This window comes from Sphingomonas sp. Leaf33 (assembly GCF_001421785.1).
Lineage (GTDB): Bacteria > Pseudomonadota > Alphaproteobacteria > Sphingomonadales > Sphingomonadaceae > Sphingomonas.
On sequence record NZ_LMLB01000001.1, the window covers coordinates 1,059,416 to 1,077,424 of the forward strand.

The following is an 18,009-nucleotide window of genomic DNA, read 5'->3' on the forward strand; positions in this document are numbered from 1 at the left end:
TTCCGGGCGCACCCGCAGAGAGATGCGGCCGTCGGCCAGCACGGTCGGGGTGTAGGTCAGGCTGACGCCATATTCCTTGTACTGAACGCTGCTGGCGCCCAGGCCGCTCTGCGTGACCAGCGGCACTTCGCCGCCGACCAGGAAGCTGGCGGTCTCGCCCGACAGCGCGGTCAGGTTCGGGTTGGCCAGCGTCGTCACCTGGCCTGCGGTTTCACCCACGTCGATCGCGGCGAGCAGGTCCAGGCCGAACAGCTTGCCCGCCAGGCCGAAGGTCGCGGCATCGACGCCCTTCAGGATCTTGCTCGCACCCGCCGGGGCATCGGTGAACCCGACGCCCAGCGGCCCGCCCGGCGTAAAGGACGAACCACCGCCGCGCCCCTGCGTGCCGCCGAACTTAAAGCCCGAGGTCTGGTCGACGGTCGAGAAATTGACGCCCATGTTCTTGATGAAGCTGCGGCTGACTTCGGCGAATTTCACCTGCAGGTTGACCTGGAGCGGCGTCGCCGTCTTCAGCCGCGACAGCACCTTGGTCTGTTCGCCGACAAAGGCCTGGACCAGCCGTTCGGCCTCCGCGGCATCCTGCGGGGCGGCGACGACACCGGTCAGCAGGACCAGGCCGTTCATCGGCGTCGCGACGATCTGCGCATCGGGCAGGGCGAGGCGCAGCATTGCGCCGATCGAGTCGTAGTTGTTGCCGACGCGAACGGTGGTCGCATAGACGACGCGGCCCGACTTCGACGTGGCGGAGATCGTCGTCTCGCCGGCGGTCTTGCCGAAGATGTAGAGCTGGGTCGGCGAGCGCACCTGCACGTCGGCGATCTTGTCGTCGGCGACGAAGATGTCGCTGATCGGTGCGGGCAGCGTCACCATCCGGCCCCGGCTGGTCGCGACCTGCAGGACATCGCCCGGTCGGTCGGCGGTCTGCGCCAGCGTCGCGGCCGGCATCGCGGCGATCGTCGCCGTCGCCAGCGCTGTTGCCAGCGGCAGACCCAGCGGCTTCAGGAACACACGCATGTCAGTTCTTCCCCCCAACCGGGACAATTGAGACGTTGTTGCCGCGCGAGATGCGCACCACCGGGCCCGCGGGCACCGCCGGTGCCGCACCGCCGTTCGGCGCCGGGGCGGCCATCGGCACGCCCTGCTGGCCCATCGGCTGCGCCGACATGTCGGCCGCCTTGCCGGGTACGCTGGAGCGCTGGAAGCGCGAGACGTCGGCGCCGGTCACGAAGCTGCCCTTGCCTTCGCTCGGGCGTGCCGCGACTCGGGCGAGCATCGCCTTCTCGGCCTTCGGGTCGGTGCCTTCGGGCACGCTGACTTCGCCGCTGGCGATCGCTTCTTCCAGCTCGCCGGCGTTGTCGGCGATCGAGCGGAGCGACAGCGACAGCGATCCCACGGTCTGTGCGACCGAGATCTTTTCCGCGATCGTCGGCGTGACTTCCAGCGTGACGGTCGAATAGGCGTTGACCACGGTCTTGCCCTGGTCGTCGGTCGTCTTGTCGGTGCGCTGATCGGTCGCCAGCACGCGCAGGTTGCGCAGGATGGTTTCGGTCGCCTTCAGCGGCGCGCCATCGCCACCGCCGGTGACGGTCTGCGTCAGCAACAGGTCGACGCGGTCGCCCGGGAAGACGAAGCCTGCGACCGATGACTGCGCCGACACCGGCACCGTCACCGCGCGCATCCCCGATCCCAGCGCGGCGGCCAGGAAGCCGCGGTCACCCGGCTTCACCAGCGCGCCTTGCGTCACCGGCTGACCGGCGGGAACGGCGAAGCGCACCACGGTGCCGACGACATTCTTCAGGTCGGTCGCCTGCTTCAGGAAATAGGCGTTCTCGACCAGTTCCTTCGGCCACGGCTGGAACTTCAGCGACGCGGCGTCGATGATCGTGCCGACCGGCAGCGGTTTGGTCGCGACCAGCACCTCGGGTCCGTCGATGACGACCGGTTGCGGCTGGCCGGCAGCTGCGGTCGGTGCAGCAGCGCCCGACATCAGGCTGCGAGCCATGAACGCGGTGACGCCGGCGATCAGCAGAGCGCCCACCAGCAGGAATATCTTGCGTCCGTCCATTTCGAGTCACGCGCCTTTCACGGTCGTGCGGTTTGATCCGCCGTTAATCATCAGCCGAATTGGTTAATTATCGGTTCGCGAATCGCGAGAAGTCCGGCGATGGCGATGGCGACGCCGTACGGCACCTCGATCGCCCGGCCGGTGCGCCGCATCCGGGCCTCGATCAGCATGACCAGGGTCAGCGCGCCGCCGACCAGCGACATGACGATCAGCATCGACACGGTGGCGAGCGGCGGTAGCCACAGCGCGAGCGCGCCGATCAGCTTCACGTCGCCGCCGCCCATCATGCCGAGCGCGAACGCGCCGACGAACATTGCAAAGACGACGGCTGCGACACCCAGCTGGATCGCCGCACCCGGCCACAGGCCGATCCCGATCGACCACCACCACGCCGGGGCCAGCAGAGCGATGGCTGCCGTCTTCCAGTTGGCGATCTCGCGCGTCCGCACGTCCTCGATCCCTGCCGAAAGCAGGAACAGGCCGAGCACGCCGAGCAAAACCAAGGACAGATGATCCCCCATCAGCCTTACCATCTAGACGGTGCGGCTTTCCAAAACGTAACCATCGTCCATGTCGGATTTTCACGATGCGAGCGGCGAGCGGCGCCGATACCCGGCGGACGCGACGATCACCCGTTGGCTCGCCCCGGACGGTTGGCCGCTGCGCGTGTTCGACTGGCCGGCGGGCGGCGGTGTCGCGCCGCGCGGGTCGATCCTGTTCCAGGGCGGGCGCGGGGACTTCATCGAGAAATATCTGGAAAGCTTTGCCCCTTGGCACGCGCGCGGCTGGCGGGTGACGGCGTTCGACTGGCGCGGGCAGGGGGGATCGGGCCGCACGACTCCGGCGCCCCACGTCGGGCACATCGCCGATTTCGCGGACTTCATCGGCGATCTGCGCGCGTTCTGGGCGGCGTGGTCGGCGACCGCGCCCGGGCCGCTGATCGCGATGGGCCATTCGATGGGCGGGCATCTGGTCCTGCGTGCGCTGGCGGAGCGGGCGATCGACCCACAAGCCGTCGTGCTGGTCGCGCCGATGCTGGGGCTCCGCGCGCCGATCTCCGCACGCGTCGGCGAAGCGGTCGCCGGACTGATGACGCGACTGGGCGATCCGGCACGCGCCGCGTGGAAGGGCAACGAACGCCCGCACACGTTGAAATCGCGCCAGTCGCTGCTGACCCACGACGACGCGCGCTATTGCGACGAACTCTGGTGGCAGGCGCAGGATGCGAGCCTGTTGACTGGGCCGCCGAGCTGGACCTGGGTGGCGCAGGGCTTTGCCTCGACGCGTCGGCTCAACGCCTCGCCCGCCCTTGCGGACGTGCGAACGCCCGTCCTGATGCTGGTGGCGGAGGCCGACGGCCTGGTCGATCCGCGCGTGGCTCTTGCCGTCGCGGCGCGGCTACCGGATGCGCGAGTCGTCCGCTTCGGCAGCGAATCGGCCCACGAAATCCTGCGCGAGGTCGATTCGGTGCGCGGGCGCGCGCTTACCGAGATTGACGCCTTCCTCGATGCGCGTGCACAGGACACGCCATGAAGCGTTTCGACATCGCCATCATCGGCGGCGGCATCGCCGGCGCGTCGCTCGCCGCCGAAGTCGCGCCGCATGCCTCGGTCGTGATCCTGGAGGGCGAGGATGCCGCGGGCTATCACTCGACCGGGCGATCGGCGGCGTTCTGGTCGGAAACCTACGGCGGGCCCTACATCCAGCCGCTGACCAGCGCGTCGGGCGATGCGATCGCACCCTATCTCGCGCCGCTCGGGTCTCTGCACATCGGTCGCGCCGACGAGGCCGCAAAGATCGACGCTTTCCTCGCGGAATTCGCCGGCAGCGGCGTCGAGCTGACGCGCGTCGATCCGCGCGAGCATGTGCCGGGCCTGCGCGACGACTGGACGCTCGGCATCCTGGAGCCGACGTGCGCTTACATCGACGTGGGTGGTTTGCATGGCGACGTGCTCGGCCGGTTCAAACGTGCGGGCGGCGAACTGCGGCTGAGCGCCGCCTTCCAGACCGCGACGCGCGAGGGCGGCGATTGGCGGATCGAGACGGCGGCAGGGACGGTTTCGGCCGGCATCCTGGTCGATGCGGCCGGCGCCTGGGCCGATCCGGTCGCTGCACGGGTCGGCGTGGAGCCGCTCGGCATCCAGCCCTATCGCCGCACCCTCGTCCAGTTGCGTACCGATCCGCCGGTCCCCGACGACATGGTCCATGTCGCGCACATCGGCGGGCAATTCTATTTCAAGCCCGAAGCGGGCGGCAAATTGTGGCTCTCGCCAAGCGACGAGACGTCGACCGACCCATGTGACGCCGCGCCCGAGGAACTGGACGTCGCCATCGCGATCGACCGGCTGGAGCAGGCGGTCGACTGGCGCATCCGCGCGGTCGAGCGCAAATGGGCCGGCCTGCGCAGTTTCGCACCCGACCGACTGCCGGTGTACGGCTTCGACCGCGACGTCGAAGGCTTCTTCTGGTGCGCAGGGCAGGGCGGCTTCGGCATCCAGACCGCCCCCGCCGCCGCCCGCGTCGCCGCCGCGCTGCTGCTCGGGCGGACGCCGGATGCGTCGGTCGCGGACATCGACGCAGGCCAATATTCGCCGTCGCGGTTTGGCTGAGGTCTGACGCGGCGTTCCCGCGAAGGCGCGCAAGAGAGATACACGATAGGGAAAGCGGTCGTGCTTGCCGACCCCATCCGATCCGCTAAACCTCCGCCAAGGAATTTTGGGGGATGGAATGGCCGACGACACCGCCACGGATGCGCAACCGACGAGCAAGGACATCCGCCTCGTCATTTCCGCCTCCTCGCTCGGCACCATCTTCGAATGGTACGACTTCTTCATCTGGGGTACGCTGACGACGTCGGGCATTCTTCAGCGCAGTTTCTTCCCGCAGGGGAACGAACTGCTGGCGACACTGCTCGCCTGGGGTACCTTTGCGGTCGGTTTCGCGTTCCGGCCGCTCGGTGCCGTGCTGTTCGGTTTTCTCGGCGATCGGCTGGGGCGCAAATACACCTTCCTCGTCACCATTACGCTGATGGGCATCGCGACCGCGGGCATCGGGTTCGTGCCGACCTATGCCGCGATCGGGGTATGGGCGCCGGCGCTGATCCTGCTGATGCGGGTCGGGCAGGGGCTGGCGCTGGGGGGTGAGTACGGCGGCGCGGCGATCTATGTCGCCGAGCACGCGACCGCGGGCAAGCGCGGCTATTACACCAGTTTCATCCAGGCGAGCGTCGCGGGCGGCTTCATCCTCAGCCTTGCCGTCGTGCTGCTGGCGAAGGCGTCGATGCCGGCGGAGACATGGGCCGCGTGGGGCTGGCGCGTGCCGTTCGTCTTCTCGATCGCGCTGTTGGCGGTGTCGCTGTGGATGCGCCTTAAGCTCAGCGAGAGCCCGGTGTTCAAGGCGATGAAGGCCGCCGGCGAAACCGCGCGCAACCCGTTCCTCGAAAGCTTCACCTATCCCGGCAATCCGCGCCGGCTGTTCGTCGCGCTGTTCGGTATCGCCGCGGGCCTGACCGTCATCTGGTACACTGCGCTGTTCAGCGTGCTGTCGTTCCTGCAAGGCCCGATGCGCGTGGCCGAGACGCCCGCGCAGTTGCTGGTGGGTGCCGGCGCGCTCGGCGGCCTCGGCTTCTTCATTCTGTTCGGCAAGCTCAGCGACCGGGTCGGGCGCAAGCTGCCGATCGTCGTCGGCTACGCGATCACCCTGATTGCGCTGTTCCCGCTGTTCTGGCTGATCGGCCACGCCGCGAACCCCGAGCTTGCCCGCGCCAGTGACCGCGCGCCGGTGATCGTCGCGGGCCCGCACTGCGCCTATGATCCCTTCGCCGCGAAGCAGAAGGACGCCTGCGGCCAGGTGCTGGACTATCTGTCGAAGAAGGGCATCGGCTATACCAAGGTGCAGGCGGGCTCCGTCGCCGTCTCGATCGGCGGAATGCCGCAGACCGACGTCCGCCCCGCAGCACTCGACGCCGCGTTAGAAAACGCCGGGTACAAGCTCGACAAGGTGACGCCTTCGGGCCGCGAGATCGTGCTGATCCTGGTCGGCATCCTCGGCCTCGCCTTCCTGTCGGGCATGACCTACGGCCCCGTCGCGGCGGTGCTGAGCGAGATGTTTCCGGCGCGGATCCGCTATTCGTCGATGTCGATTCCCTATCACCTCGGCACCGGCTACTTCGGCGGGTTCCTGCCGTTCATCAGCCAGTATATCGTGGCGCGTTCGGGCAACCCGTATGCGGGCCTGTGGTACACATGGGGTGTCGTCGCGCTGGCGCTGGTCGTGATGTTGTTCTTCATCAAGGAACGCGACCTCATCAAGGATTGATCGGCGCACGAGCAGTTGCGGCCCGGGCGGTTGCGGTGACGCGCGCTCGGGTCTAGCCGCTTGCGGCATGGACTGGATCGCTCCCCAACGCCTGCGGATCGACGGCGACGCGCTTGTCGCCAACTGGCGCGCGCTTGCCCGCATGAGCGGCCGGGCCGTATGCGGCGCAGCGGTCAAGGCGAACGGCTACGGCCTGGGCGCGCCTGAGGTCGCGAGCCGCCTGGTCGCCGCGGGCTGCCGCGACCTGTTCGTTGCGACCTGGGGTGAAGCGCAGGCCCTGGGCGATGTCGGCCCGGCGCGCGTGTCCGTCCTCCACGGCGTACGGGACGAGGACGCGCCGCTCATCGGCCTGCCCGGCGTACGGCCGGTGCTGAATACTGTCGAGCAGGTCCGACGCTGGCGCGACAGGGGTGGCGGCGCGTGTGACGTGATGGTCGATACCGGCATGAACCGGCTGGGCCTGTCGGTCGACGATGTAGCGAGCGGCGCGCTCGATGGGCTCGAGATCGACACGCTGATGAGCCACCTGGCCTGCGCCGACGAGGACCATCCCCTGAACGCGCGCCAGCAGGCGGCGTTCGCCGGGCTGGCGGGGACGACGGCCGCGCGGCGTCTGAGTCTGGCAAACTCCGCCGGGATTGCGCTCGGCGAGCCTTACGCTTTCGACCTGACCCGCCCGGGCCTCGCGCTCTACGGTGGCATCCCGCGGGCCGAGCTTGCGGATGTCATCCGCCCGGTGGTCGCGATCGAGGCACAGGTCCTGCAACACCGCACCGTCCGTCCGGGCGAGACGGTCGGCTACAACGCGACCTGGACGGCGACGCGGGATACCGAGGTCGCGATCATCAACCTGGGCTACGCCGACGGCTACCGCCGCGCCTTCTCCGACCGCGGCACGGCGCGCGGACCGCATGGCGAGACGCTGCCGGTGATCGGACGGGTGTCGATGGACCTGATCGCTCTGGACGTGACGCTGGCACCGATGCTCGCACCCGGCGACTGGGTTGCGATCGATTACGCCCCCGCCGCGGCGTCCGCGGCCAGCGGGATCAGCCAGTATGAATTGCTGACCGGCCTGGGCGGGCGCTTCCAGCGGTATTACGCGTAAAAAAAGGGGCCGCCGGATGGCGACCCCAGAGAGTTTTGGTTGTCGAGCGCGATTAGAAGTTCAGGTTCGCACCTGCGTAGAAGTAGCGGCCGATAACATTGTAGATGCCGGTGCCGGCACCGGTACCGGTCGCACCGTACGGTGGCAGCGTGTCGGCGATGTTGTCGACGCCGAGGTAGAACCGGTAGTTCTTGTTCACGCGGTAGCCGAACTGAACGTCGTGCGTGTCCTGCGCCGGATAGGCCTTGAACGGGTACAGGTCGGCATTGGTCGGACCACGACCCTGGTGGGTGTGCTGGACTTCCCAAGCCGCGATCGAGCCCTTGCCGGTGTAGTTCAGGTCGTACCCGGCATCGAAGCCCTTGTACGCCAGGTTGACGCTCATACGGCCACGCCAGATCGGATCGCCCACGACGCCATGCGCGCGGGTCGACTGTTCCGGTGCCGTGATGAAGGTGAACGTCTCACGGTTTTCCAGCCAGCTGACCGTGGTCCGGAAGCCAAGGCGCAGGTCGTTGCTGAACGTGTGGTTGTACCGCAGATCAGCGTCGATGCCCGACGTCTTCGACTTCGCATAGTTGAACGGCTGCGAGATCACCGACGGGCCGTTCAGCGGCAGGATGATCGGTGCAGCGATGCCGGCGAGGTTGCGCCCGGTCTGGCCGTTGAACGTCGCGTTTGCCAGCGGGTCCGTCGACGTGCGGCGGAACACGACCGCGCAGAACGGATTGTCGATGCCGACCGGATCGTCATAGCACTGGTTGATGACCGTCTGCGCCGTGAGGCTGGCGATCACGTTGGTCACCTTGATCCGGTAGTAATCGACCGTCAGCGAGAAGCCGGGCAGGAAGCTCGGCTGGAACACCGCGCCCACCGTCAGGCTCTTGCCGACCTCCGGGTTGAGCAGCGGGTTGCCGCTGGTCGAGAACTGCGGCGTCGTCGCAGCATTGTTCACCCACGGGATCGTCCGCACGATGCCCTGGTCGTCGGTGTAGGTGATCGTGGTCGGAACACCGGCCGCGGCGCAGTTGCGGGCGCGGTTCGGGTTCGACGTGATCGTGTTGCCCTGGTTACACGGATCGGTCAGCGTGAAGAACGACTGAGCCGCAGTCGCGTACAGGTCGCTCAGGTTCGGTGCACGGACCGCCTTTGCGTAGCTGACACGGATGCGCAGGTCGTCGACCGGCGCGAAGGTCAGGCCCGCGTTCCATGCCCAGACACCCTTGTTCAGGTTGCTGTACTTGGAATAGCGCGCTGCGCCCGTTGCCGTCAGTTCCTTGATGAACGTGTCGCGCAGGATCGGGACGCGGATTTCGCCGAACCCTTCGACCACGTCCACCGCCGGCGGATTGAACGGTGCGAACGCGTTCAGGAAGGTGTTGCGGCCCGACGTGTTGAGCGCGGTCGAGGGCACCGGCTGCTGTGCGGTGAAGGCGTCATACGCCTGGTAGGCGTCCTCCCGACGATATTCGGCACCCAGCGCGAAGCCGATGTTGCCGCCCGGCAGTTCGAACAGGCCCGACGTATCGCCGCTGATCGACGCGACAGCGTTGATCTGTTCCGCCCACTCGCGACGCGACGACGTGTACAGGAAGTTGTCGATGACCGCCTGCGAGTTCTGGTACTGACCGAACGGGTTGAACGGCAGACAGCCCGCGACGTCGTTCGCCGTGTTGAACGTGGTCGTGCTGCCCGTCGGGCGATCGACGTTCACGGCGCAGGCGACGCGGACGCCGCTGGCGGTCGTGATGGTCGGGCCGGCATAGTCGGCCGGGGCCGCAACGGCACCCAGCGCCGCGTTGAACTTGGCGATATCGACGTTACCGCCAGTCTCGTAGTACGTCTTCGTCCGACCATAGTTGAACGCGATGTCGTACGACAGGTTGGCCGTCTCGCTCAGCTGGCCGTCCATGCCAGCGACGAAGCGATAGGTCTGGCGCTTGTGATCTTCCGCACGCGTGCCGATGTCGTTGTTGAAACGGATCATCGAGAACGCGGTCGCGTTCGGTGCCAGAATGGTGCGCAGCGTGTTGGCGTTCGCCGCCGTCAGGAACGGGTTCGTCAGCTGGAACGAGTTGAACAGCGGCGAGCCGCTGAGGAAGCTCGGCTGGGTCGACGTCTGGTTGTTCGTGACATCGACGTACTTGCCTTCGAAGTAGAAGCGCGCAGCCGGCGAAAATTCATAGCTGAACAGCAGGTTCGTCGAATAGCGCTGCAGGCCCGGCAGCAGCATAGCGCCTTCGACACCGCTTGCACCCTGACCACCCAGGACACCGCCGCCGAAGCCGCGCAGATCGATCGTCGGCGTATTGCGCACCAGAACGCCCAGGTCGTTGAACACATAGCCGTCGGCCGCTTCGACGCCGGTCGTCGGCGAGAAGACGCCCGCACACACCGCGTTGCGACGGGCGAGGAGAGCTGGCGTCACGTTGACGAGCGTGGGGCACGACGTCGCGACGAGGCCGCCGAGCGACGCGTTGCCGAACGTCGAACCGGGATAGGCGTTGAAGAAGGTGGTGTCGGGGGTGCCGTCACCCGCGGCCGGTTCGTTGACGAGAACGCCGTTCACCAGCCGCGACGTCGCTTGCGTGGTGTAGAAGCCGGGCGTGCCGGTGTAGGCGCCGGTCTGGTCGTTGCGATCGGAGAAGAGGACGGTTTCCGATTTGGCATATTCGCCCGAGATCGCGATGTTGCCGCGACCCTCGGCGAAGTTCTTGCCGGCAACGATCGAGGCGAGATACGCACCGCGATCGCCGCGGTCCGACACACCGCCCTGGAAACGGGCTTCGACGCCTTCGAAATCGCGCTTCAGCTTGAAGTTGACGACGCCCGCGATTGCGTCCGAACCATACACCGCCGACGTACCGCCGGTGATGACTTCGACGCTTTCCAGCAGCGCGTTCGGGATCGTGTTGATATCGACGACATACTGCCCCGGAACCGACGACACGTGACGGCGGCCGTTGACCAGCACCAGCGTACGGTCGATGCCGAGACCGCGAAGATCGAGCAGATTGAGCCCGGCAGTACCGATCGAACGGGTCGAGTTCGACTGGCTCCAGGTCGAACGCAGCGACGGCAGCTGGTTCATCGCGTCGCCGAGCGACAAGTTGCCGTCGTCGACGAGTTCGGCGGCGGTCAGCTGAGTGATCGGAACGGGAGAATCGAGCGCGGTCGCACCGGCGATACGCGAACCGGTCACCAGAACGGTTTCGCCGTCACCCGACGTCTGTTCGACGCAATCGGGATCTTCCGGGGTGTTCGGCGGGCAGACGCCGTCGCGAAGCGCAGGGTTGCCGGCGACGCTGCTGTTATCGGTCGGTGCGGTCGTCTGGGAGAACGCCGGGTTTGCGAATGCCAGGGTGCTCGCAAGCGCGGTCGCCCCCAACAAGCGGGAGATGGTCATCAAAGGCCCCTTTGGTTGACGGAAATTCCGTTCATCAAAGAGACAGGAAACTAGGTTCGAATCGCAACTCATTTCTGGCGAGACGCGGTAAAATCCGAGCCTTTGCAGCGTCGTGTTGCAAGGAAGTGACAGATTGTTGCGAATTGTTTCTAGGGTGTCATGTCACGCCCATACGCTTGCGGTACCTTCCCGAAGCTGCGGCCGTCCGTTCGTTCCGGACGGCCTTATTCACCACGGTAGCGCTACCCTCAATCCCGCTCGACACACATGGCGATGCCCATGCCGCCGCCGATGCACAGCGTGGCCAGGCCCTTCTTCGCGTCGCGCTTGTTCATCTCGTAGATCAGCGTCGTCAGCACGCGTGCGCCGCTGGCGCCGATCGGGTGGCCGATGGCGATGGCGCCGCCGTTGACGTTCAGCTTGTCGTCGGTCCAGCCCATTTCCCTGCCGACCGCCAATGCCTGCGCGGCAAACGCTTCGTTGGCTTCGATCAGGTCGAGGTCAGCGACGGTCCAGCCTGCCTTTTCCAGCGCCCTCCTGGATGCGGGCACGGGGCCGATGCCCATGACCGACGGATCGACGCCGGCCGACGCCCAGCTCTTGATCCGGGCAAGCGGGGTGATGCCGCGTGCCCGGGCTTCGTCCGCCGACATGACGACCAGCGCCGCGGCGCCGTCGTTGATGCCGCTGGCGTTGGCGGCGGTGACGGTGCCGTCCTTCTTGAACGCCGGACGCAAGCCCGACACGCCATCGACGGTCGCGCCGGCACGGATATATTCGTCGTCGGCGACCACGGTGTCGCCCTTGCGGCCCTTGATCGTGACCGGTGCGATCTCGTCCCTGAAGCGGCCGGCCTCGCGCGCCTGTTCAGCGAGGTTCTGCGAGCGGACAGCGAATTCGTCCTGCTCGTCGCGGCCGATCTGGTATTGCTCGGCCAGGTTCTCGGCGGTGATGCCCATGTGATAGCCGTTGAAGACGTCGGTCAGTCCGTCCTTGATCATCGTGTCTACCAGGCTGACGTCGCCCATCTTGGTGCCCGGGCGCAGCGACTGGGCATGGGTCGACATCGACATCGATTCCTGGCCGCCGGCGACGACGATCTTTGCGTCCCCGTTGGCGACCGCCTGGAAGGCGAGGGCGACCGCACGGAGGCCCGATCCACAGACCTGGTTGACGCCCCAGGCGGGCACTTCCTTCGGCACGCCGGCGGCCATCGACGCCTGGCGCGCGGGGTTCTGCCCCTGTGCCGCGGTCAGCACCTGGCCAAGGATGACTTCATCGACCTCTTCGCCCTTCACGCCCGCCTGCGCCAGCGCGGCTTCGATCGCGACACGGCCGAGTTCATGCGCCGGGGTCGCGGCGAACGCGCCCAGGAAGCTGCCCACAGGGGTACGCTTGGCGGCGGCGATGACGATGTCGGTCATGGGAATCCTCTGGCTGGGACGAGACGGCGTCTATCTAGCGAGCGCGACCGTCTTTAGCCAGTCCGCCAGCGGCTCCCACAGCAGCGCGCGCGACCGGCTGCCGACGACCATCCCGACGTGGCCCGCGTCGATATCGTGACGGATGCCGACGCTAGCGCTGGTGCCGGCAGGCACGATGCGATCGGTCAGCGAGACGAAGTCGGCGACGGGGCAGTCGAGCGTGGCGGGGTCGACCAGGTCGCCGGCGACCCGCCACGCGCCGGTGCCGGGGGTGTCGGCCTTAAAGAAGTCCTCGAACATCTGCCGGCCTGCCGCCAGCGTCAGCGGGGCGCCGGCGTTGGCCCAGTCCTCCAGCGCGACGAAGCGGGCCAGCGCCGCGTTGTCAGCGGTCGCCAGCGCTTCGTACTTGGCGATGGTACGCGCCGGATCGAGCTTCCAGAAGCCGGATTGCAGAACCTCCATCGGCACCAGTCCGAAGGCCTCGCACGCGGGGCGCGCGGCGTCCCACAGTGCGGCGATCTCGGCACGGGCGTGGGCAGGGAAGCCGGAGAAATGCCACGGAGCTGCGATCAAACCGACCGCGTGCGCCCGTGCCGCGCGGGCGGCGGCGAGCGCGATCGTGCCACCCAGGCAATAACCGACCAGTACCGGCGGCTGCCCAAGCGTCGCGAGCATCGGCAGCAGCAGGCGTTCGATGTGCGCGGTCACGTCCTGTTCGCGATCCGCGTGCGTCGGCCCGCCCCAGTTGACCAGCAGCGTGCGCAGGCCGTGGCTCGCCAGCCAGCGCAGCAGCGACTGATCGGCTGCCAGGTCCAGGACGAAGGGCGGATTGATGAGCGACGGCACGAACACGACCGGTCGCCCCTGGCCGCCATAGTCGCGCAACGCCGCACGCCCGGCCGTCGCGACTGCGGGCATTGCCGCCGGCCGGGGCGGACGCAGGGCGGATTGATAGCGCGCCAATCCCCTCAGCGCGGCAGCGCGTCTGTCAGGATCTTGTGCGGTTTCGCTGCGCAGCATGGACAGGAACAGGGGGAAGGGGCGCGGCGCGTGTTGCGGTGCGTCATCGATCGGTGGTACGCCGTCGCTCATCACGTTCGTGTCCGTAACTGTAGGGGGGCGCCGTCAGCCATGAAAAAGACTGCCACGGGAACCGGCCCGGTCATCATCAAGAAATACGCGAACCGCCGCCTCTACAACACCGAATCCTCATCCTACATCACGCTCGATCATCTGGCGGCGATGACCCGCGAGGGCCGCGACTTCAAGGTCGTCGATGCGAAGACCGAAGAGGATATTACGCACAACGTCCTGACCCAGATCATCATGGAAGAGGAATCGCGCGGCCAGACGATGCTGCCCGTGCCGTTCCTGCGCCAGCTGATCGCGCTGTACGGCGACAGCATGCAGGCGATGGTGCCGGGTTATCTGGAAGCGTCGATGGACAGTTTCCGCCGCAACCAGGAACAGTTCAAGTCGGCGGTCGAAGGCGCGTTCGCGCATTCGCCGTTCGCTGAGATCGCCAAGCGCAATCTGCAGATGTTCGAGGTGGCGGCGCAGGCGTTCAAGCCGGGCGCGCAAGGGGCGGGTGCTCCGGGCGCGGCGCCTGCTGGCACGGTGTCGGCGCCGTCGAGCAAGGACGATGAGATCGCGGCGTTGAAGGCCGAGCTCGCCAAGCTGCAGGACAAGGTGTCGAAGCTGTAGCGTCGCCAGCGGAATTAGCGCGCTAATTCCGCGGCTGGGGCGACGCTACGGCCGGCGGGGCACAGCCCTAGTCGACGGCGCGGCTTTGCCGCGGCACGTCTCGCTTATCAAAATCCTCCCCAGAATGGGGAGGGGGACCGCCGACCAAAGGTCGGTGGTGGAGGGGCTTGGGACGTACTCCGCCAGCCCCTCCACCATGCTTCGCATGGTTCGCCTCCCAGTTCCGGGGAGGTTTCTTCGAATTACTTCCTCGGCTTCACGAACCTCAGCGTCATGCGGTCGCTTTCACCGATCGCGGCGTATTTCGCGCGGTCGACATCCTTTAGCCGGTAGGTCGGCGGCAGCGTCCAGACGCCTTCGGGCCAGTCGGCGGTGTCCTTCGGGTTCGCGTTGACCTCGGACTTGCCCGCTAGCTTGAAGCCGGCCTTTTCGGCAAAGGCGACGACGCTCGACGTCTTCATGTAGCCGCTCTTTTCCTCGGCGGCGGAATCGCGCGCTTCGGGCAAGCGATGCTCGACGATGCCGAGCGTCCCGCCGGGCTTCAGCATCCGGAACATCTCGGCGAACGCGGCTTGCGTCCGATCGACACCGGCGAAGCGCAGGTTGTGGATGTTGCGGAACGTCACGACGACATCGGCGCTGCCCGCGGGCACGGTCGGTTCACCGGCGGCAGCGGGAAACGCGGCCAGCTTGATCTTGCCGTACGCCGCCGGGTTCGCGGCCTGAAGCTTCTTCACCCCGTTCAGGCCGTTCGCCATTCCGCCAGCGGCATAATAGGTGCCGCGCTGCGCCAGGTAGGGCGCGAGGATTTCGGTGTACCAGCCACCGCCCGGGATCAGTTCGACGACGGTGTCGGTGGGCTTTACGCCGAAGAAGGCCAGCGTTTCGGTCGGGTGGCGATATCGGTCGCGCGCGACATTGGCGGGCGTGCGCGTGGTCGCGGCGACCGCGCGGGCGATCTCGCTGCGCAGGCTGGCCGGCTGGCCGGTCGCGACGCTGGCCACGGCCAGCGCGACGCCGGCGAGGCCAAGGGTTGCAGGCATCCAACGCAAAGCACATCTCCCGATCCGATTATGCGGCAAGTCTAGAGGCGGGGCGGGGTGATGCAAGTGCGGTTATGGGGCGGTGTCGCGGCCTGTGCGGTTGTCGCGGTCGCGAGCGGTATCGCGTCATGGCGGCGCGGCCGACGTGCGAACCTCGACCGGGTGGGGGCGATCGACTGGACGACGGTGCAGTTTGCGGCGTTGTTCGGCGGCGTCATGCTAGCGGCGCTGGCGATCAGCGGATGACGGCCAAGTCACGGCGCAGGAACACGACGGTGCGATAGCTCGATCGCGGTACGCTCAGCACCTGCCGATAGTCGTCACGCAGCGCGCGTTGCAGCAATGGGACGGTCGCCGGGTTCCAGATCGCGAGGCGGCGAGTCGAGGCGACTATGACCGGTGGACGCGCGGCGAGGATACGACGCATCTCTGCCGCCTCCGCGATCCCGCTCGCGCCAGCCTCGGTCGTGTAGGCCAGGAAATTGGGGAAGGCATGGGCAGTCGGCAGGCAGGTACGCGACAGCGTGTAGGTCGCGGTATCGCCCATGAAGACATACGGGCATCCGCCGCGGCTGTTGCGCGCGACCACGTTGGCCACCTGCCGCGCGCCTGCCGCATCATCGGCGATGAACGCGCGCTCGACGACCAGCAGCAGCACCCCGAGCAGCAACGTGCCGACCAGCACGCGCGGGATGCGGCCAAGCGCGATGCCGGCGATCATCGTCAGCGGCGGCAGCAGCGGCAGCGCGTAATGATCGAAGAATGTCCCGATCGCGCCAAAGCCGACGGCCGCGGCGGCGAGCCACGCAAAGGCCAAAGCACGTTCGCCGGTCATGCGGACCATGCGCCGCCGCCACCCGATCGCCGCGCACAGCAGCAGCGGCGACAGTTGCGCGACGATGCCGAGAAGGCGCATCGCGATCTCGCCGATCGGATAGCCCGGCCGCAGGAAGATCGATTGCGCGTTGGCGAACCACCAGGCGTCGAGCGCCGCTGGGCCCATCGCGCGATAGGCGAGCACGACCGCGAGTGTCGGCGCCACGCCGATCGCGAGCCACAGCAGAGCGCCGGGAAAAACTGCGGCGGGCCGGACGCGCGCGAGCCACCAGACGTGCGCGAGGCCGATGAACGCGGCCTCGAACACCGCGGTCGTCTTGACCTGGATCGCGACGCCGGCGGCGAGGCAGGCGAGCGCCCCGTTGACGACGATCGCGCCGATGCTGCGTCGCTCGGCCAGGCCAGGCAGGCGTAGCGTCAGTCGCGCGGCCAGCGCGACGAACAGGTTGTAGAACACCGGCGCCTGCCCGCCGCGCCCGCCCAGCAGCGGCAGCCAGATGAGGTAGGCGAGGCCGGCGGCGACCGCGCCGCTGCGGCTGGCGCCCAACGCCCGCGCACCGCTGGCGACGACGCAGGCGGTCAGGCCGGCGAACAGCGTTGCGAGCAACTGGTAGCCGAGCACATCGTCGCCCGGCAGCGCCGCGGCCCCGGCATAGAGCAGGAACAGCCCGACCGGCTTGCGGTCCCAGATGTCGATGTAGGGGACCGCGCCCTCCAGCATCCGCTGGCCGATCAGCAGATAATATTGCTCGTCGACATGGATGATCGGGTTGCCGAAATCGGCGGCCCGCAGCGCGACCGCGACGACGAGCAGCAGCAGCGCTGCCGCCCAGGCGGGAAGCGTGCGCGTGTGCGGCATCAGTAGAATGCCGCGAGCGTCAGCGCGCGTTCGGGGCCGCCGTTGCACAGGCCCAGCCGGACGATGCGGCCGGGCTTGCCCGCCGGCCATTGGCCGAGCGTGCTGGTACGGTAGTCATCGGGCAGCCGCGCGCCGTCGATGGCGCAGATCCGTTCGCCCGCGCGCCAGCCATTGCTTGCGGCGGGCGACCCACGCATGACGTGCAGCACGCGCAGCGCCTTGCCCTCATAGGACAGCAACAGCCCGCTGGTCGATTTGAGCGGCATCGCGTCCACATCGCGGCCGGGTGCCAGCACCATCCGGCGCGCCTTCGGGTCGAGCAGCACGCGGTAGCGCTGGAGAAGGCCATTGCCGATGCGGCCGGCGGTTCCGGTCAAGGCGGAATAGCCGCGCGGAGGCTCGATCCGCACCTCGACATTGCGCGCGGCGGCGGTGCCGAGCAGCACGCGGGGCAGCACGACCAGGTCTGTCTCGATCGGCCCGGCGAGCCCGACAGCGTAGGCGGACGTCAGGCCGACGTCGGGCAATCGCGTCGTCGCCCACGCCTCGCGCGCCAGCGTCAGCGTCGATCCATCGCCGGTGTCGAGCAGCAGCGGACGCACCCGCGCGCTGCCGACCGTCGCATCGACCAGGAAGGTGCCGGTGCGCGGCGCCGTCGTCACAGTCACGCTGGTCCCGCGGAACGGCAGCCGGCCGCTTGGCAGCAGGCGGAAGCGACGATTGTCGAAATCGATGTCGAGTGCGTGCGCGGCCAGCAGGTCGGCGCCGACCACGACATCGACCCGCTGCGGCGTCCCCGTCGCCAGCGCGGTCAGGTCGGCGACGCCGATCCGCCCGCCGTGGCGTGACAGGCCGCCGAAATCGATCGATTCGACCGGTGCCCAGGCGATCGGCAGCGTCCCGCCGATCGCCGCCGCGGCCTGACCGCTGGCGGTCGGCTTCAGCCCGATCGTCGCGGCGAACGCGCTTGCCGCAAGTGTGAAGTTCACGCCGGTATCGAGCACCGCGGTCGCCGTCCGACCATTGACCGTCATCCGGAACGCGATCTGGTTGCCCGGAGTCAGCTCGAACGGCACCCACCGCGCCTCGCTGTCGGCGGTCAGGGTCGGTGCGGGCGACAGTGCGGTCGGCGCGATCGTCTTGGGCTGCCGCGCGGACGCGGGCAGGGCGAGGGCCAGGGTGAGGACGGCAAGCGGGAGGGCGCGCATTTTCGCCTGCGCTGTTAGCGGGTTTGCGCGGCGAAACA

General features: G+C 67.8%; 15 protein-coding genes. 6 read left to right on the forward strand and 9 right to left on the reverse strand.

The genetic code is table 11. The features are described 5' to 3' along the window. The 3 genes from ASE86_RS05325 to ASE86_RS05335 all read right to left on the reverse strand — a co-directional run. Positions 1-1,014, reverse strand: a 1,014-nt coding sequence (locus tag ASE86_RS05325; protein ID WP_235523994.1) for a type II and III secretion system protein family protein, incomplete at its 3' end; no start/stop codon positions are given. Between the two features lies 1 nt (position 1,015). Next, on the reverse strand, positions 1,016-2,065 hold the full coding sequence (gene cpaB / locus ASE86_RS05330) for a Flp pilus assembly protein CpaB (protein WP_056423319.1): 1,050 nt from the start codon (positions 2,063-2,065) through the stop codon (positions 1,016-1,018). Positions 2,066-2,115: 50 nt separating this feature from the next. Further along, positions 2,116-2,586, reverse strand: coding sequence for a prepilin peptidase (locus ASE86_RS05335; RefSeq protein ID WP_056423322.1), 471 nt, complete (start codon positions 2,584-2,586; stop codon positions 2,116-2,118). 49 nt (positions 2,587-2,635) lie between these two features. Here ASE86_RS05335 and ASE86_RS05340 point away from each other — a divergent pair, with 49 nt between their 5' ends. The 4 genes from ASE86_RS05340 (at position 2,636) to alr (ending at position 7,490) form a co-directional block, all read left to right on the forward strand. After that, positions 2,636-3,598, forward strand: coding sequence for an alpha/beta fold hydrolase (locus ASE86_RS05340; RefSeq protein WP_056423325.1), 963 nt, complete (start codon positions 2,636-2,638; stop codon positions 3,596-3,598). Next, entirely contained in the window at positions 3,595-4,674 is a 1,080-nt protein-coding gene (locus ASE86_RS05345) for an NAD(P)/FAD-dependent oxidoreductase (protein ID WP_056423329.1), read from the forward strand. The genes ASE86_RS05340 and ASE86_RS05345 overlap by 4 nt, the downstream gene beginning before the upstream one ends. A gap of 118 nt (positions 4,675-4,792) precedes the next feature. Then, on the forward strand, positions 4,793-6,382 hold the full coding sequence (locus tag ASE86_RS05350) for an MFS transporter (protein WP_056423332.1): 1,590 nt from the start codon (positions 4,793-4,795) through the stop codon (positions 6,380-6,382). A 67-nt stretch (positions 6,383-6,449) separates the two neighbouring features. Further along, positions 6,450-7,490: an alanine racemase gene (gene alr / locus ASE86_RS05355; RefSeq protein WP_056423335.1), complete on the forward strand. Its 1,041-nt coding sequence runs from the start codon at positions 6,450-6,452 to the stop codon at positions 7,488-7,490. A gap of 52 nt (positions 7,491-7,542) precedes the next feature. Here alr and ASE86_RS05360 read toward each other — a convergent pair whose 3' ends face one another. The 3 genes from ASE86_RS05360 to ASE86_RS05370 form a co-directional block, all read right to left on the reverse strand. Next, positions 7,543-10,896, reverse strand: coding sequence for a TonB-dependent receptor domain-containing protein (locus ASE86_RS05360; RefSeq protein WP_056423338.1), 3,354 nt, complete (start codon positions 10,894-10,896; stop codon positions 7,543-7,545). A gap of 248 nt (positions 10,897-11,144) precedes the next feature. Then, entirely contained in the window at positions 11,145-12,320 is a 1,176-nt protein-coding gene (locus tag ASE86_RS05365) for an acetyl-CoA C-acetyltransferase (RefSeq protein WP_056423340.1), read from the reverse strand. Positions 12,321-12,350: 30 nt separating this feature from the next. Further along, positions 12,351-13,340 carry an alpha/beta fold hydrolase gene (locus tag ASE86_RS05370; protein WP_056426671.1) on the reverse strand — a complete coding sequence of 330 codons (990 nt, stop codon included), beginning with the start codon at positions 13,338-13,340 and terminating at the stop codon, positions 12,351-12,353. A gap of 111 nt (positions 13,341-13,451) precedes the next feature. Between ASE86_RS05370 and phaR the strand changes: the two genes are divergently transcribed. Then, complete coding sequence (gene phaR / locus ASE86_RS05375) at positions 13,452-14,024, forward strand: polyhydroxyalkanoate synthesis repressor PhaR (RefSeq protein ID WP_056423343.1); 573 nt, start codon at positions 13,452-13,454, stop codon at positions 14,022-14,024. Positions 14,025-14,266: 242 nt separating this feature from the next. Here phaR and ASE86_RS05380 read toward each other — a convergent pair whose 3' ends face one another. Then, positions 14,267-15,067: a class I SAM-dependent methyltransferase gene (locus tag ASE86_RS05380; protein WP_056423347.1), complete on the reverse strand. Its 801-nt coding sequence runs from the start codon at positions 15,065-15,067 to the stop codon at positions 14,267-14,269. Between the two features lie 57 nt (positions 15,068-15,124). Here ASE86_RS05380 and ASE86_RS05385 point away from each other — a divergent pair, with 57 nt between their 5' ends. Beyond that, complete coding sequence (locus ASE86_RS05385; protein WP_162233310.1) at positions 15,125-15,313, forward strand: hypothetical protein; 189 nt, start codon at positions 15,125-15,127, stop codon at positions 15,311-15,313. Here the strand turns inward: ASE86_RS05385 and ASE86_RS05390 are convergent. Both ASE86_RS05390 and ASE86_RS05395 read right to left on the reverse strand, forming a co-directional pair. Next, a complete protein-coding gene (locus ASE86_RS05390; RefSeq protein WP_056423353.1) occupies positions 15,303-16,763 on the reverse strand; it encodes an ArnT family glycosyltransferase in 1,461 nt (486 codons plus the stop codon). The two genes, ASE86_RS05385 and ASE86_RS05390, sit on opposite strands and share 11 nt — an antisense overlap. Continuing rightward, on the reverse strand, positions 16,763-17,971 hold the full coding sequence (locus tag ASE86_RS05395) for an aspartyl protease family protein (protein WP_056423356.1): 1,209 nt from the start codon (positions 17,969-17,971) through the stop codon (positions 16,763-16,765). Before ASE86_RS05395 ends, ASE86_RS05390 begins: the two co-directional genes overlap by 1 nt. Positions 17,972-18,009: the final 38 nt, after the last annotated feature.